Genomic DNA, 14,877 nt, shown 5'->3' on the forward strand with positions numbered 1-14,877 from the left:
CCGCTTAACTCCCGGGAGTAAAGCGGGCTTTATCCCGGGTTTCAGGCGAGGTCGGGCAGGTCGCGCAGTTGCCTGCGCGAGGTGATGCCGAGCTTGCGGAAGATGTTACGGAGGTGGGCGTCGACCGTGCGCGGGCTCAGGAACAGCCGCGCCGCGACCTCCTTCGACGTCGCGCCGGTCGCGACCAGACGGGCGATGTGCACCTCCTGCATGGTGAGCTGGTCGAACGTCCCGGTCGACCGGGTGCGCGCGACCTCGCCGGTGGCGCGCAGCTCCTCCGCGGCTCGGCGCGCGAACGCCTCCATGCCGATGTCGGACAGGTGCTCGTGCGCGGTGCGCAGCTGTTCGCGGGCATCACGGCGCCTGCCCGCGCGGCGCAGCCATTCGCCGAAAAGCAGGTGCGCGCGTGCGAGGTGGATGCGTGCCTGGCTCGCGGTGAGCCGGTCGATGGCTTCGACGTAGTCGGCTTCGTCGCCGGTGACCAGCGCCCGCGTGTACGCCGTGACGCCCAGCGCCCACGCCGTCCCGATGGGGGCGGTGCGTTCGGTCAACCTGGCCAGCGCGGATTCCGCCGTGGCCTGCTCGCCGCAGCGCATCGCCGCCTCGACCAGCTCGGGCAACGCGACGCCGGAGAGGTAGAGGTCGCCCGGTGCGGTGGCCCGCTCGGCTGCGGTCAGCGCCGCGCGGTAGTCGGCGAGCCCGTTGCTGATCACGGCCGTCGCCCAGTCGACGTTCGCGTGCATCATGCCCAGGTCCTTTGTGGACGCCAATGCGGCCGCCTTCGCGGTCAGCTCGGCCAGCTCCTCGCGACGGCCACGCATCGCGGCGAGGTGCACCTGCGGATACAGCACGGTCGGCACGCTCAGTGCGTCCGCGATCGCCTCCTCTTCGGCGATCGCGGACATCGCCTGGCCGAACTCGCCGGTGTTGACGGCCGCGCACGCGACCTGCGCGAGCCCGAGCCGAAGCACGTGCGGCGAGCCGGCGTCACGGCCAGACTTGACCAGCCACTCGCTGATCTCGGCGTGCGCGTCGGCGTCCCAGAGGTCGGCGGCGATCGTGGTCGCCAGCGCCGGTCTGCGCGTCCACTTGGCACTGTCGACGAGAATGCCGCGCAGCACGGGGACCGCGGCCCGGTAGCCGTCGGTGGTCAGCAGGATCAGCGCGTCGAGCAGGTCCGGCGGCTCGGGCGCCGTCGGGGCGGAGCGCGCCTGCGTCACCACGGTGTCGAGCACCCCGGCCGCGCGGCCGACGAGCAGGCCCATCTCCAGCGCGTCGAGGAAGTGGTCACGCGACTGCGCCGCGTCCAGCGGAGCCAGCCTGCGCGCGGCGCTCAGCATCGACGCCGCGCCGTCGCTGTGCGCGTGCCGGATGAAGCCGAGCCTGCCGCGCAGCAGGTCCACCTTCGCGTGCGTGCGCTCGTCGAGCCCGCCCGTCTCGGCGGCGGTGAGCAACTCGGCCGCCGAGTCGGTCGCGCCGGCGTCGAGCTTGGCCTGCGCCGCGGCGAGGGTGCGTTCGGTCCGTTTCGCGGGATCGAGCGACAGCGCCGCCGCGCGTTCGAGGAACGCAGCCGCGGCCGCGATGCCCCCGCGTGCCTGCGCGCGGGACGCCGAATTCTCCAGCTCGGCGGCGATGTCGTCGTCGGGCCCGGCGTTGCCCTGCGCGCGGTGCCAGACCCGGCGGTCCGGGTCGATGCCGGGATCGGTGACCTCGGCCAACGCCAGGTGAGCGCGGCGGCGCACGGCAGGCGAGGCCGCCCGGTAGACGGCCGAACGCGCCAGCGGATGACAGAACCGGACGCGCGTCGAGAACTCGATCAACTCCGCCGCTTCCGCGCTCGACGACGCGGCGGTCACCTCGATGTCGAGCTGTTGCGCGGCGGGCCACAGCAGTCGCGGATCGCCGGTCGGGTCTGCGCTCGCGAGGATCAGCAGCAGCCGCGCGTCCTCGGGCAACTCAGCCAGCCTGGCCTGGAAACTGCGCTCGATCCGGTTCGGCACCGAGGACGTGTCGGGCGTGGCGAACCCGCCCGCGCGCGGCAGTTCGAGCAACGCCAGCGGGTTGCCGCGAGCCTCGGCCAGAATCCGGTCGCGGATCTGATCGTCGACCGGATCGCCGGTTTCGGGCGTCAGCAGGGCTTTCGCGTCGGCGTCGCGCAGACCTTCGAGCACCAGGTCCGGCAGCTCCGCGAGCCCGGTGGCGGCGCGGCTCGCGAAGATCATCGCGACCGGCTCCGAGGTGAGGCGCCTGGCGAGGAAGGTCATCGCCTTCGCCGACGCGTCGTCGAGCCAGTGCGCGTCGTCGATCAGGCACAGCACCGGGCTTCGTTTCGTAGCGGAAGCCAGCAGTTCCAAGGTGGCGAGCCCGATGCGGAAGAAGTCGGGCGTGCCGCTCGTCAGCCCGAATGCCACCTCGAGCGCGTCACGGTTCCGGTCGGACAGTTCGCCGAGGTGACCGAGCAGCGGCACGCACAGCTGGTGCAGCGCCGCGAACGGCAACTCGGTCTCGAACTCGGCCCCGGAGGCCTCGATGACCCGGAAACCCGCGGCCTCGCGCACGTGCCCCAGCAGCGTGCTCTTGCCGATGCCCGGCTCGCCACGCACGACGAGCGCGCCACCGCCACCCTTGCGCGCGTCGCCGACGAGCTGGTCGAGCCGCCGGATCTCGTCCTGCCTGCCGAGAAGTCGCATACTCACAAACCTAGGTGATCACCGCCGGTACAGCGGGGACCGCGAACGGTCCCCGCTGCCACGATCAGAACGGCGTGAGCACCACGCGCGCCGAGCGCGGGTTCGGGTCGTGCACGAGCGACTCGAAGTTGCCGACGTCGTCGAACGAGAACCCGTACGCCTTGCCGTCGACCATCTGCTCGTGGATCTTGCGCGAGTAGTGGTCGGTGATCGAGCGCGTGTAGAACTCGGCCGGGTTGTAGGTCGGCTGGGTGTGCAGGTAGCCGAGCGTGGAGCGGTGCAGCGCGGCGCACAGCGACCGGGTGATCAGGCCGGTGTCGCTGTTGGGCGCCCCGAGCCTGCCGTCGCAGCCGAAGACGTCCCTGGTCGACGGCCGCTGGACCGACGCCACCCGCACGCCCGCGGTGTTCGTGAACTGCATGACCCCGGCCGAGTCGGTCCGGCCGAAGAACTTGATGGCCGTGTTCTCCCTGATCGGCACCACGGTCAGCGTGGTGTTCTTGTAGATGTTCCACACCTCGGTCGTGTAGCCGTCGAAGTAGCCGCCGCCGAACAGACCCGACTCGATGCCCAGCCGCGGCGCGAGCGCGCGCACGACCGTGCCGTCACCCCGGGTCTGGATCAGCTTCGACCAATCGCCGGGCTGGTTGCGCAGCGCGGCGAAGAAGTTGTTACGGCCACCCGCCTTGAGCTCGCCTTCGCGCTTGGTGGCGCCTGCGCTGTTGGTCACCTCGACGGCGTGCGGCACCGCGAACATGTCGACCTGCGACGAGTTCAGCCACAGCCCACCATCGTTGTAGGTGAACTCGCTCCAGTCGAACAGGATGTTGCGGTTCGGGTCGCTGGGGTTCCACGGTGCGGGCTGGACGAGCCCGTCCGGCGTGATGAAGAACTTCAGCTTCTCACCGAACGACATGTACAGCCGCCCGCTCGACAGGTTGAGCGGGATGTTGAGCGTCTTCGAGCCACCACCCGCCGGACCGGGGATCGACGCGTCCGGCGCCGGGCTCGGCGGAATGGCGCCACCCGACCACGCGGTGAACTGCCCGGCGGCGTTGACGTAGCCGAGCCGCCCGTTGTACCCGCCGAGCACGTAGAGGTACACCTGGTCGGACCGGTTCGAGTTGTTCGTGACGGTCAGCGGCAGCAGCGACGGCTGAGCCGCCTGTGCCTGCGGGGAGACGATCAAAGGTAGGGCGACCGTGATGGCGGCCAGCCAGGACAGCAGTTTCGAACGCACGGGCGGCTCCTCGTTGAGCCCTGTCGCGACACGCAGGGAGGACCAACAGGATCAACCGATTTTCGGCGAATTGTCAACAATGCGAGTTGGTTTTGTCTTGCTGGACAGGGCCCTTTTTCACGGCTTGACATAAGCTCATGAAGAAGACCTGCGGATATGCGCTCGATAAACGATAATGCGGCTTTCCGCTACATTCATCAGATGACCAGAAGTCATCCGGCCGAGCTCGCCGCGCTGGACCTGTACCAGGTCTGGACCACGGTCGCGGACCTGACCGACCGGTTCGACCCGTACCGCTTCGAGCACCGGATGGCGGCTTACCGCACCCTCGTCGACGTCACCAACGACGGCGACCGCTTCGGCGCCGACAACCGGGGCAACCCGCTCTGGGCGTGGATGTTCCAGCTGCAGTGGCAGTGCCGCACCGACCGCCTCGGCGCCACCACGGGCACGGACGGCCGCATCGACCCCGACGCCCCGTGGGCCTACGGCAACTACACGCTGAGCGTGATCCCGTGGCTCGGCGCGGTCCGGGCCGGAGTCGTACCCCCGCTCGAGATCGCCGACGCCCCGGCGCCGTCACGCTTCGGATACGTGCGCGCGGGTGTCGTGCCCGCCGAGTTGGCCCGCAGCGTCGAACAGTGGTCGGACTACTTCACGCTCGTGAAGACACTGGCTCCTTCGAGCGATACCGAGCCGGTCCGGATCGCGTTGTGGAAAGCGCACAAGACCTGCCTCGACGTCGTCGTCACCGCGATCGCGGACATCGACCCGGCCCCGTACGCCCCGATCGAGCTGACGTTCCTGCGCGGCTGGTGCCGGATGGTCGACTACCTCGGCGCGGCCGCGTGGCGGACGGACTTCGACTTCATGACGGAGCACGGCCTGGACGTGCTGCCGGAGATCCTCCTCGAGCAGCGCTCTGACCTGCACGCATTGCCCGACAAGGTGCGCCGCAACGTCGCCAACGTACTGAGGCTGGCGAACACCTCGCCGCGGCGCCACGCGCTGAACCTCCGGCTGTGGAAGCGGATCATGCGCACCCGGGCGGCGCGGGACGAGGTGATCGTTCTGCTGGACGCCGTCTTCGACCCCCGGCCGGACAACGCCGCCGCGCGCCGGCGGACCGCCGGGTATCTGCTGCGGCCCTAGAGCCCTTTCATGCCAATAACTGGTCAGATCGTCCAGGGCTCCCCAGGGGCTCGCGGATCGGCTAACCTTCGCGGGGCCGGGCCCGGGGTGACTCTTTGAACTCCGGGCGAACATGGTGCGTCGATTCGGCGTCGGCGGGTCCGTGACCTTCGGTCTCAAGCGGAACATGGTTGGGACACAAGGAAATCTCAGAGTTGGGGGTCAGTGATCCGAATCATCGGCCTGGCCCTAGTATGGCGCCGTCTCCTCGCAACCCCCCGTAGTCGTCGCTCCCGAAAAGGGGAACCCATCATCATGTCTGATGTCATGAACAGCATCTTCGGCCGCGCCAAGACCGAGACCCACGAGCCGTACGCGCCCGCCACCGCCGAGCCGGAAACCGTTGCGGCCGAAGCGATCCAGGACGAGACGACGGAATCCGCGGGCGACGCCGCCGAGACCGAAGCCGCCGAAGTGGACGCCGTCGAGACCGCTGACGAAGACAGCACGGAAGAGACGGACGAGGACGCCGCCGAGAGCACCGACGAAGCGGTCGCCGAAGACGACGACGACGCGGATGACGCCGAGGCGGACGAGGACAGCGCCGAGCTCGCCGACGAGGAGGCCGAGGAAGCCGACGAGGCTGCCGCGGACGAGGAGTCGGACGAGGCGATCGCCGACGACGACACCGAAACCGACGAAGCGGCAGACGAAGCCGTCGCCGACGAGAGCGACGAAGCGACCGCCGACGAGGCGGACGACGCTGACGAAGCGGCCGAGGGCGAAGCCGACGAGGCGACCGCGGACGAGACTGTCGCCGGCGACGCGGCCGAGACCGCCGAAGAAGCCGAGGTCGCCGACGCTCCCGAGGTCGCCGAGACCGAAGCCGCCACGGACGAAGCTGCCACAGAAGCGTCCGCCGATGAGTCCGCCGCCGACTCCGCCGAGGAGCCCGCTGAGGCACCCGCCGAAGAAGCCGCCCCGGCCGAGGCCCGTCCCGCCGCAGGCGCCCGCGGCGCCACCACGGTCGGCGACGGCGTGGTCGTCAAGATCGTGAACGTGGTGTCCCGCAAGGCCGAAGGCGTCCACGAACTCGCCGAGGACGGCATCGCCGTCGAGCTCGAGGGTGACGTCGCGACGATCAAGATCTCGGTGGTCGTCGAGTTCGGGCACGCGGTCAAGACCGTCGCCGAGCAGATCCGGGTCAACGTGGTCGACGCGGTCGAGCAGTTCCTCGGCCTCGATGTCGCGGTCGTCGACGTGCACGTCACCGACATCCACCTGCCCGACCTGGTCTGATCGACCCGAACCATCCTTTGTGGACGGTGTGGCGTGGGAGCCAGGCGGCTCCCACGCCACACCGTCACATCGTCACGACGCCTTGCCGTGCCACTGCTCGTTGAGCAGCGGGCCTTCGTAAAGCACCGCGCCGGCCTTGTCGAACACCCGGACGGTCAGCTCCGGGGCCTGCCAGTCGAATATCTCGTCCATCGTCCGGGGCGCAGGCCCGATGTCGATGTTCACCGTGAACGTGTGGGCCACGATTTCGGCGGGGACGGCCACGCCGTCCGAGCCGGTCACCTCCAGTCTGCCCACTCGCTCGTCGACCGCGCCGCCGACGCCCGGCCGCAGGTGCCACACCTGGTAGCCGTACCGGGGTAGCGGTGGCCGGTTGCCGCCTTCGGTGATGCCGAACAGGGCACGCTCGCCGGTGCGGAAGGTAAACTGCACTTCGTCGCCGGAGTCGTGATACGCCAGCATCACCCCTTCGCCGTCGCGGTCACCCAGTGCGGCGCCGGCATGCCAGCCGTCGTGGGTAACCGCCTTTCCGGACTGATAAAGCGCGGCGAATTCATGGAGCACTTCGACCTTCCGCATGAGCACGGGGTCTTCGCGTTCTTCCACTACGCGTTGTTTCCTCTCCTCGGTGATGACCACTGTCCACAGTGGCCATCACCGAGGCTGTCACGCGGCACGACCTGCGGCATCGGGGATTACCCGGAGATCGTTGCCTGGTTTCGTGCAATCGTGCTAGGCGCGTCCGGCCGAGTAATTCCGGAACAGCAGATAAGTGTCGAGAATGTCGGATGACGCGCTCTGCACGGAGCGATAGATTCCCCATTTCGGGCGCACGTAGTCGCCCTCGTCGGGGATCTTCACGTTCGACATCTTGCCCTGGGCGGCGATGGGCGCGCCGGAGCCGGTGCCGTTGCGGATGACGCAGCCCGCGGCGCCCTTCGCGCCGGGGGTGAACGTCCACTCGATGGTGATCCACTTGTCGCGCAGCGGCGCGAGCTCGGTCGACGCGATGTTCGGCGAGCCGGAGTTGGCATAGGCCCGTGCGCTGAGCATTTCCTTGCTGCCGCTGCGGGTGAGGTCCAAGGTCACCCATGGGCCGCCGTTGGTCTTCGGCGTCTTCGTCTGGAAGATGTGCGTGAACTTGCTGGTGCCGTGCAGCGAGCCCGGAATGTACATCTCGTAGGACAACGTCCAGTTCTCGCCGTTGCGCATTTTCAGGATCGTGCCGTTCTGCACCATGCCTTTGGACTCGGTGCGCTGGCGGTCGCCGCCGCCGGTGGTGTCGCGGTCGTCCTTCCAGATGTTGAAGCGGTAGTGGTCGCCTTCCACATAGACGTATTTCCGGTCCGGGTGGTGGTTGCCCCGGTCGGCTTCGATTCCTTCGTAAGCCTTCAAACCGTCGGACGACGGGACCGGGTGCCACAGCGGAGCCGCGACGGCGGCCGCCGAGCTCAGTGGCGAGAACACGACAGGGGCGGCGAGCGCGGAGGCGGCCAGCGTGCGCAGTGCCGTTCTCCTGGTCAGGCCAGATGGGCGCAAGGGTTCTGACATCGTCGGTGTGTCCTTCCTGGCGGCGGGTCGACAGGTTGGTGCACATCGGCCGGCGGGCGTGGTCGCCCCCGAAGGGGCTGAACATCCGATGTCTTGCCTCACTGACGGTAGGAGGATGACCCGGCAGCGTCAACCGTGACTCTTCCGGGGTGCGGATGGAACGGCTACCGTCGGTCAGGGGTGAGGGCATGACCGGTACGGCTGATCGACCGGCGACGTTCCGCTCGGTGTTCGGGATCGGCGAGTTCCGCGGGCTGCTGGCCGCGCATCTGCTGTCGGTCGCGGGCGACCAGCTGGCGCGGCTCGCGCTGACGATCCTGGTGTGGCAGCAGACCTCGTCGCCGTCACTGACCGCGTTGACGTTCGCGGTGAGCTACGTGCCGGACGTGCTCGGCGGCCTGGTGCTGGCCGCCGTCACGGACCGGTTCTCCCGGCGGACGGTCATGGTCGCCACCGATCTCGCGCGGGCCGTGGTGGTCGCGGCGATGGCATTGCCCGGGGTCCCACTGGTCGTCCGGGTCGCGTTGCTCGTGGTCGTGCAGCTGGCGGCGGTGCCGTTCTCGGCCGCGCGGCAGGCCGTGCTGCCCGCGCTGCTGGCCGGGGATCGGCTGGTCGCGGGCACCGGGATCCTGTCGATGACCTACCAGTGCGGGCTGGCGTTCGGCTTCGGCGGTGGCGCCGCGGTGGTGGACGCGCTCAGTCCGGCAGGCGCGTTGTGGGTCGACGCGGGCACGTTCCTCGTCTCGGCCGCACTGCTGCGTGCGACGTTGCGTCCGCATCGACCGACCGGGTTCGCTGAACCGAAGGCCGGACGCCGGCCGACGATCACGGCGGGCTGGCGGTTGGTCGCGGCGGACAAGCGGCTGCTCGCCTTGCTCGGCATCGCCTGCTGCAGCGGTTTTTACGTCGTCCCGGAAGGCCTGGCCGTCCCGTACGCGGCCGAACTCGGCGCGAACTCGCAGCTCGGCTGGCTGCTGGCGGCCAACCCTCTCGGCACGATCGCCGGGGTGCTGATGCTCAAACGGCTCGCGCCAACGCGCCGCCTGACGTTGCTCGGCCCGCTCGCCGCGGCGAGCAGCCTGGTGCTGCTGCCGACGGGCTGGGCGCCGAGTGTGCTGGTCAGCGCACTGTTGTGGGGTTTGAGCGGCGCGTTCTCGGCGCACGACATGGTCACCCAGGCCACCTATGTCCGGCTGGTGCCGGACTCGCGGCGCGGGCAGGCGCTCGGTGTGGCCGGTGCCGCGTTCCGGGCCGCGCAGGGGCTGGCGATCATCGTGTCCGGACTGCTCGCGCAGGTGATCGCGCCGTCGCTGGTGATCGCGTCGTTCGCGGTCGCCGGTGTGCTCGCGGCCTCGGCCGCCGCCACCGGCTGGGCCCGCGCGTCAGCGGCGGCCCAGCCGTCTTAGCGGGGTTCGGGGGAGTCGGGTCACCAGTTGTTGTCGCTCATCGGGGCACCTCCTTCATTGGGCCAACCGGGCGAATTGAGTTTCGGGCATCATGGTCTCAACACATTCCAGTGACCGGCTGTGCCAATTCGGTTACGGTGGATGGTCCAGGTGCGGGTGCGCACCCCTGTTGTGGCTGGTGAGGCGGGTGCGAGGACGGATAGGAGGCTGGCTGCTCTGGCAGCGGCCTCTCCGCGTGCTGGGTTACGTGCTCGCGATCAACTTCCTCGCGGTCGCGGCCAGCGCGGCGACCGCGCCGCTCGTGGCCGTCACCTCACTCGACTTGATCCGGGCCGGCGTGCTGGCGATCGCCGCTGCCGCCGCGATCGAGTTGACCCGGCATGTCGAACGGCAGCGTGAGTACGCGCGCGATTCGACCGTCGCCTACGTCGACACCAAAGCCGTCTGGTCGGTCGCGGCGGTCATCGTGCTCCCGCCGCTGCTCGCGACGGCCATGGTGGTCTGGACCTACGGCTACGCGTGGTTCCGGATCTGGCCGGTCCGCCGTCCGATCCCCGCGCACCGCTGGGTGTTCGCCGCGTCGACCGTGCTGCTCGGCACCCAGGCCGCGGTCGCGGTGCTCGCGCTCGGCATGCACCACTATCCCGGCGCGCCGTCCACCGGCCTGCTGCCCGGCTTGGCCGATGTCGGCGTGATCGCCGCGGCGGCGGTGCTGCGCTGGGCGATCAACACCGGGCTGGTGATGGCGGCGATCGCGTTGTCCAGCCCCGAAACGACCGTCCGCGAGCTGTTCAGCGGCTTCTCCCAGCAACTGCTCGAAGCCGGGACGGCCGGGCTCGGCCTGGTGGTGGCGGTGCTGCTGGTGGTGGCGAACCCGTTCGTGCTCGCCGGCGTGGTGATCGCACTGGTCGCCATCCACCGCGGGATCCTGCTCTCGCAGCACCAGCTCGCCGCCCGGATCGACGTCACGACCGGCCTGTTCACCAAGAAATGGTGGACCGAGCTGGCCGAGGAAGCGCTCCGGCGCGCGGCGGGCGGCACTCGCGTGACCGGCGTGCTGTTCCTCGACCTCGATCACTTCAAGCGGATCAACGACGTGCACGGCCATCCCAACGGCGACCTCGTGCTGCGTGCCGTCGCCGACGCGGTGAAGGCCGAAACCCGTGGTCAAGACGCCGTCGGCCGCTTCGGCGGCGAGGAGTTCGCGATTCTGGTGCCCGACATCGGCACCGCCGAGAACCTGGAGAACCTCGCCGAACGGATCCGGCTGCGCGTCCACACGGTGATCGTCGACCTGCCCGGCGGACCCAGCGTGAGCGGGTTGACGGTGTCGATCGGCGCCGCCGTCCATCCCGCCGACGGCAGCAACAGCGTCGACGACCTGCTGCGCGCCGCCGACCACGCGCTGTACCGCGCGAAGAACGCCGGTCGCGACCAGGTCCAGACGACGCGGCCGTTCGGCGAGTAGCGTCCGGCGCATGCCACGGTTGATCCACTTGAACGGCCCGTCCGGCGTCGGGAAGTCCACGATCGCCCAGCTCTACGTCGACCGGCACGCCGGCGTGCTCAACCTCGACACCGACCAGATCGTGAGTTTGATCGGCGGCTGGCAGGACGACTTCTGGGTGGCGCTGCGCGCGGGTCGTGCGCTGGCGATCGCCATGGCGGAAACCCACCTGCGTGCCGGGCATGACGTCGTGATGCCGCAGCTCACGACCCGGTTCGAGGAGATCGAGGGGTTCGAGGCGGCCGCGGAGCGAGCGGGTGCGCAGTACCGCGAGATCGTGTTGACCGTCGCGAAGCCCCGCATGCTGGACCGGTTCGCCGGGCGCGTGACGGGCGAACACGAGGCCAGGCACCGGCGCATGGACGAGATCGTCACCCGTGGCGGCGGCCAGAAACTGCTGGAGCGGATCCACGACCATCTCACCGCGTATCTGGCGACGCGGCCGGACTGCCGCGTCCTGCCGACCGACGGCCTCACGCCGGAGGAGACCTACGCCGAGGTCATCCGACTTCGGTGAACGGTTCGTCGCACACTCCGCAGGTGACGGGCCCGAGGTCGAAGACGCTGCGCGCGAACCGGCCGCGCCGCGGCTTCGGGCACCCGCACCCGACGGCGATGTAGTTGCCACCGCCCCGGTGCGCGCCCCGGCCGTCGACGGCGCCGACGTCGATCCGCGCGCGGGCCGGTGGCTCGCCGGGCTCGCTGTTCTCGTCGTCGGGTTCTGGGGTTTCGAGGATCCGCTGGACGGCTTCGGTTTCGGTGTGGCGCCAGACCGTCAACGCCGCTTCGAGCACCGCGACCTGCTCGGCGTACGCGGTGGCCGTGTCGTCGGGAACGGCGGTGTCGGACCAGCCTTGGCGGTCCATTTTGCGCACCGTGACGCCCAGTTCTCCGGCGAGTTCGGCGAACTTGCGGTTGTGGTAGCGGCCGTCGCTGACGTCGACGATGTCGCGGGTGGCGGCCAGGCCGTGCGCGGCCTCGTGCAACGCGGTCCCGAGTATCTCGGTCGCCGGCCTGCGCAGCCCCTCGGCGCCGATGAAGAACTCGGCGCGGGGATCGACGCCGTCGCCGACATGCCAGCGTGCCCGCGCGAAGTGGCCGAAGATCTCGGTCGGCTGGCCCATCGTGCCGGACGCGAGCACGAGAATCGCCTCGGGCACATCGGCGTGCCTGCGCCGGATCTCGGTCCAAAGCTGCTCGAGTGCGTGCATGACCTGCGTCGTGGGCCCCAACGTCACGCAGCCGATCGTAGAGGACGAATTCCCGCTTAAGCGGTAACGTGGCCGTGGTGGTGCTGGCGCCACCACCGTTACGGGGGAGCAGGCCATCGCGGCGCCCTCACCTGCGCGGATAGCTTTCCGGCATGAACACCGACACCTACCGCCCGGCCCGCAAGGGCGCCACCGCGACCGGCATCCTGCTCTGGCTCACGCTCGTCATCGCGGCCATCGTCAACATGCTCAGCTCCTTCGCCGGGCTCAGCGTGCTCATCCAGGTTGCCGCAGGCGCGGTGGTCCTGGTCTGCGTGCTGCTGCTCACGGAGCGGTACCGCAGGCGCCGCATCGCCCGGAACGGCTGACGGCGCCTCGGCCGAAAGGTCATTCAGCCTCGGCCGATCGACTGATTTGCCATTTCCAAAAGGCCGTTGTTACGAGGCTATTGCAGAACTTCGATTGCGCGTGAATATCGGCGTATCAATAATCACGATATGTTGCACGAGCGCACCGTTCCCATTCATCGCCCGCGGCCCAAGCGGCGATTCCCGCGCGGAATGGCGGTGCTCACCGTGGTGGCCATCGCGGCGGGCGTGCTGGGATACTCGGTGTTGCGGTCCAACGCGGATCCGGCCACCCGGGTGGCCACCGTCGTGCTCGACCGGGAGTCGGGCGAGAAGGTCGTCCGCACCCACGGCGATGAGCAGTTCCGGATGGCCTCGGTCGTCAAACTGCTCATCGCGCTGGACGCCATCGTCGAGAAAGGCACCCGCGAGAAAGCCGAACTCGCGAAGATCCACCGGATGCTCTCGGCCAGCGACGACGGCATCGCCAACACGCTGTGGTCGCGCAACGGCGGACCCGACATCGTGACCAGATCCGCCGCGCTCATCGGGTTGCGGCACACCACGCCGCCCACTGACCGGGGACGATGGGGCGACACGACGTCCACAGCGGACGACATCGCGGCGATCTACACCTACGTCCTCAAGCTGCCGAAGACCAAGCGCAACCAGCTGCTGACCCCGCTGCGTCAGTCCGCGAAGACCGCGGCCGACGGGTTCGACCAGCGTTTCGGCATCCCGGCGGCGTTCGGGGACCGGCCGGTGGCCGTCAAGCAGGGATGGGCCGCCGGGCGCGGTGCCGTCGACGCGCACACCACCGGGCTGGTGGGCGAGGACGACCGCTACATCGTGGTGATCCTGTCGTCCTCACCGGAGGGGACAGGCCTCACGGAGGCCACGACCGCGGTCACCGCGGCCGCGCTTTCGCTCGGCTCACGCATTGCGGGATAGCGCTTTCAAAGTATGCAGAGATCGGTGTCATTCGAAGACTTTTCCGTGAATCAATGTAACGCTTGCCATTCGCTCAAGGGCTACCGTTCACGGGGAAATGAGGAAACATGAGCACGACCCGATTCGCCGTCGGCCTGGTGGCCGCCATGGCGCTCACGCTGGGCGTGGCGACCACGGCGCAGGCGGTGGAACGGCCGCCTGGCGGCAGGAGCAGGACCGATGAGCTCGGACTGAAGGGCGGTGTGGCCGCGGCGACGGTGTCGTTGACCTGGTCCAACGGTTATCACGGTCGGTCGTTCGTCAGGTGGAGCACGACGCGCGCGGCCACCCGGACCGTAGTCGATGTCGAGATCGATGGTCACGTCACGCGCGCCTTCGACGGCCTCAAGGAGAAGACCGACGGCACCATCATCGAGAGGGTGCGGGTACGCGTCTGCGACACGAGCGATCACTGCGGCTCGTGGGTCTGATTCCTCCCACGCTGTGGAGGTTGTGAGTGTTCCCGACGGCTAGAACCGGCGGGAACACTCACGACCTCAGCGGGGCTGGATCTCGCCCATCGGGCCGAATCCGTCGTGCGGGGCGTCGAGGTAGATGATCTGCGGCTGCGCCGAGACGAGGTCCGGCGCGGCCTCGAAGAACTTCTTCACGTACGAGTGCTTCACATGCGCGGCACCCGCTTCGGCGTCTTTGAAGCCTTCGATGCAGACGAACTCGTTCTCGTCGACCAGGCTGCGCGAGATCTGGAAGAACAGGCAGCCTTCCTCGGTGTTGACGTCCTTGGCGTAGGCGTTGGCCACTTCCAGCCACTCGTCGATCTTGTCGGGGCGGATGGGGAACTTGATGTTGATCAGGATCATGGCGCCACTCCTGCGAACACGGGGCAGATTGTCCGCCTCCAACTGTGCCGCACCCGCGTCGCCCGCGCTCGTTCCGGTGCGGCTGGCCAGGGTCGTCGTGAGTGGTACGGCCGGTTCTAACCGGTCTAAACACTCACGACCCCTGCGGGCGCTCAGTAGCGGGCGCGGATGCTCGCGGAGCCGTAGGCGCCGATCGGCAGGCAGACCGGGCACGGACAGGGGCGGACGCCGTGCTGGCCAGGGGCGTACCGCCAGCCGCAGACCTGCTTGACGTGCCGGATCCGGTGCACCTCTCGACGGCTGACCGCCCGCGGCACCACGACCTCGAAGCCCAGCGGGTCAGCGAGCTCGCGCACGAGTTCGACCGCCGCGGCGGCGGTGACCTCCCGCCGGGCGCGGCCGTAGTGCCCGACCGCGACCATCTCCTCGTCGGGCACGCGGAAGTCGATGGCGACGTACTCCCGCTGGCCGGACCAGCGCCGCAGTTCCCGTAGCCATTGGTGGGTGAGCGAGTAGGACCGCAGCATCGGCACGCAGAACACGCCGCGCCCGGACCGCAGGCCCGCGCGGCTGATGCTGCGGCTGTTCTTCGCAGGCGTCAGGTGGACGAACAGTGCCACCGCGCCACTCCCGGCTCGAGTATTCCCATGTCGTTCAGTGTTCCGGTGCGGTCAACCGGTTTGC

General features: G+C 69.2%; 15 protein-coding genes. 8 read left to right on the top strand and 7 right to left on the bottom strand.

The window, feature by feature from the left end; all coding sequences use genetic code 11:
* Nucleotides 1–41: 41 nt before the first annotated feature.
* Together AB5J62_RS20575 and AB5J62_RS20580 are read right to left on the bottom strand one after the other, a co-directional pair.
* Nucleotides 42–2,690 (bottom strand): AAA family ATPase, encoded by a 2,649-nt coding sequence (locus tag AB5J62_RS20575; RefSeq protein WP_370950305.1) that lies wholly within the window; start codon nt 2,688–2,690, stop codon nt 42–44.
* 64 nt (nt 2,691–2,754) lie between these two features.
* Nucleotides 2,755–3,930 (bottom strand): beta-1,3-glucanase family protein, encoded by a 1,176-nt coding sequence (locus AB5J62_RS20580; protein ID WP_370949918.1) that lies wholly within the window; start codon nt 3,928–3,930, stop codon nt 2,755–2,757.
* Nucleotides 3,931–4,131: 201 nt separating this feature from the next.
* Here AB5J62_RS20580 and AB5J62_RS20585 point away from each other — a divergent pair, with 201 nt between their 5' ends.
* Complete coding sequence (locus AB5J62_RS20585; RefSeq protein ID WP_370949919.1) at nt 4,132–5,082, top strand: Leg1-related protein; 951 nt, start codon at nt 4,132–4,134, stop codon at nt 5,080–5,082.
* Between the two features lie 294 nt (nt 5,083–5,376).
* On the top strand, nt 5,377–6,360 hold the full coding sequence (locus AB5J62_RS20590) for an Asp23/Gls24 family envelope stress response protein (protein ID WP_370949920.1): 984 nt from the start codon (nt 5,377–5,379) through the stop codon (nt 6,358–6,360).
* A gap of 72 nt (nt 6,361–6,432) precedes the next feature.
* Here the strand turns inward: AB5J62_RS20590 and AB5J62_RS20595 are convergent, their stop codons facing one another.
* Together AB5J62_RS20595 and AB5J62_RS20600 are read right to left on the bottom strand one after the other, a co-directional pair.
* The gene (locus AB5J62_RS20595; protein WP_370949921.1) at nt 6,433–6,939 is read right to left on the bottom strand and encodes a hypothetical protein; all 507 of its coding nucleotides are present in this window, start codon (nt 6,937–6,939) and stop codon (nt 6,433–6,435) included.
* A 153-nt stretch (nt 6,940–7,092) separates the two neighbouring features.
* Complete coding sequence (locus AB5J62_RS20600) at nt 7,093–7,911, bottom strand: hypothetical protein (protein WP_370949922.1); 819 nt, start codon at nt 7,909–7,911, stop codon at nt 7,093–7,095.
* Nucleotides 7,912–8,099: 188 nt separating this feature from the next.
* On the opposite strand from AB5J62_RS20600, the gene AB5J62_RS20605 reads away from it, so the two are divergent.
* From AB5J62_RS20605 to AB5J62_RS20615, 3 genes are all read left to right on the top strand, one after another.
* Entirely contained in the window at nt 8,100–9,317 is a 1,218-nt protein-coding gene (locus AB5J62_RS20605; protein ID WP_370949923.1) for an MFS transporter, read from the top strand.
* 187 nt (nt 9,318–9,504) lie between these two features.
* Nucleotides 9,505–10,785 carry a diguanylate cyclase gene (locus tag AB5J62_RS20610; protein ID WP_370949924.1) on the top strand — a complete coding sequence of 427 codons (1,281 nt, stop codon included), beginning with the start codon at nt 9,505–9,507 and terminating at the stop codon, nt 10,783–10,785.
* A 10-nt stretch (nt 10,786–10,795) separates the two neighbouring features.
* Nucleotides 10,796–11,341, top strand: a complete 546-nt coding sequence (locus tag AB5J62_RS20615) for an AAA family ATPase (RefSeq protein WP_370949925.1) — start codon at nt 10,796–10,798, stop codon at nt 11,339–11,341.
* Here AB5J62_RS20615 and AB5J62_RS20620 read toward each other — a convergent pair.
* Nucleotides 11,325–12,062, bottom strand: coding sequence for a hypothetical protein (locus AB5J62_RS20620; RefSeq protein ID WP_370949926.1), 738 nt, complete (start codon nt 12,060–12,062; stop codon nt 11,325–11,327). The two genes, AB5J62_RS20615 and AB5J62_RS20620, sit on opposite strands and share 17 nt — an antisense overlap.
* 125 nt (nt 12,063–12,187) lie before the next feature.
* Between AB5J62_RS20620 and AB5J62_RS20625 the strand changes: the two genes are divergently transcribed.
* From AB5J62_RS20625 to AB5J62_RS20635, 3 genes are all read left to right on the top strand, one after another.
* The gene (locus tag AB5J62_RS20625) at nt 12,188–12,403 is read left to right on the top strand and encodes a hypothetical protein (protein WP_370949927.1); all 216 of its coding nucleotides are present in this window, start codon (nt 12,188–12,190) and stop codon (nt 12,401–12,403) included.
* Between the two features lie 129 nt (nt 12,404–12,532).
* Nucleotides 12,533–13,333 carry a hypothetical protein gene (locus tag AB5J62_RS20630; protein ID WP_370949928.1) on the top strand — a complete coding sequence of 267 codons (801 nt, stop codon included), beginning with the start codon at nt 12,533–12,535 and terminating at the stop codon, nt 13,331–13,333.
* Nucleotides 13,334–13,440: 107 nt separating this feature from the next.
* Nucleotides 13,441–13,803 (top strand): hypothetical protein, encoded by a 363-nt coding sequence (locus tag AB5J62_RS20635; protein ID WP_370949929.1) that lies wholly within the window; start codon nt 13,441–13,443, stop codon nt 13,801–13,803.
* Between the two features lie 66 nt (nt 13,804–13,869).
* Here AB5J62_RS20635 and AB5J62_RS20640 read toward each other — a convergent pair whose 3' ends face one another.
* Nucleotides 13,870–14,193, bottom strand: a complete 324-nt coding sequence (locus AB5J62_RS20640; protein WP_370949930.1) for a putative quinol monooxygenase — start codon at nt 14,191–14,193, stop codon at nt 13,870–13,872.
* A 152-nt stretch (nt 14,194–14,345) separates the two neighbouring features.
* Nucleotides 14,346–14,813, bottom strand: a complete 468-nt coding sequence (locus AB5J62_RS20645) for a hypothetical protein (protein ID WP_370949931.1) — start codon at nt 14,811–14,813, stop codon at nt 14,346–14,348.
* Nucleotides 14,814–14,877 lie beyond the last annotated feature (64 nt).

It is taken from the genome of Amycolatopsis sp. cg5, assembly GCF_041346955.1.
Taxonomy (GTDB): domain Bacteria; phylum Actinomycetota; class Actinomycetes; order Mycobacteriales; family Pseudonocardiaceae; genus Amycolatopsis.

Excerpts from the sequence above, each read along its gene's own strand:
- AB5J62_RS20575 (WP_370950305.1), bottom strand. The coding sequence starts at position 2,690 with ATGCGACTTCTCGGCAGGCAGGACGAGATCCGGCGGCTCGACCAGCTC.
- AB5J62_RS20585 (WP_370949919.1), top strand. The coding sequence starts at position 4,132 with ATGACCAGAAGTCATCCGGCCGAGCTCGCCGCGCTGGACCTGTACCAG.
- AB5J62_RS20590 (WP_370949920.1), top strand. The coding sequence starts at position 5,377 with ATGTCTGATGTCATGAACAGCATCTTCGGCCGCGCCAAGACCGAGACC.
- AB5J62_RS20595 (WP_370949921.1), bottom strand. The coding sequence starts at position 6,939 with ATGCGGAAGGTCGAAGTGCTCCATGAATTCGCCGCGCTTTATCAGTCC.
- AB5J62_RS20600 (WP_370949922.1), bottom strand. The coding sequence starts at position 7,911 with ATGTCAGAACCCTTGCGCCCATCTGGCCTGACCAGGAGAACGGCACTG.
- AB5J62_RS20605 (WP_370949923.1), top strand. The coding sequence starts at position 8,100 with ATGACCGGTACGGCTGATCGACCGGCGACGTTCCGCTCGGTGTTCGGG.
- AB5J62_RS20615 (WP_370949925.1), top strand. The coding sequence starts at position 10,796 with ATGCCACGGTTGATCCACTTGAACGGCCCGTCCGGCGTCGGGAAGTCC.
- AB5J62_RS20625 (WP_370949927.1), top strand. The coding sequence starts at position 12,188 with ATGAACACCGACACCTACCGCCCGGCCCGCAAGGGCGCCACCGCGACC.
- AB5J62_RS20630 (WP_370949928.1), top strand. The coding sequence starts at position 12,533 with ATGTTGCACGAGCGCACCGTTCCCATTCATCGCCCGCGGCCCAAGCGG.
- AB5J62_RS20635 (WP_370949929.1), top strand. The coding sequence starts at position 13,441 with ATGAGCACGACCCGATTCGCCGTCGGCCTGGTGGCCGCCATGGCGCTC.
- AB5J62_RS20640 (WP_370949930.1), bottom strand. The coding sequence starts at position 14,193 with ATGATCCTGATCAACATCAAGTTCCCCATCCGCCCCGACAAGATCGAC.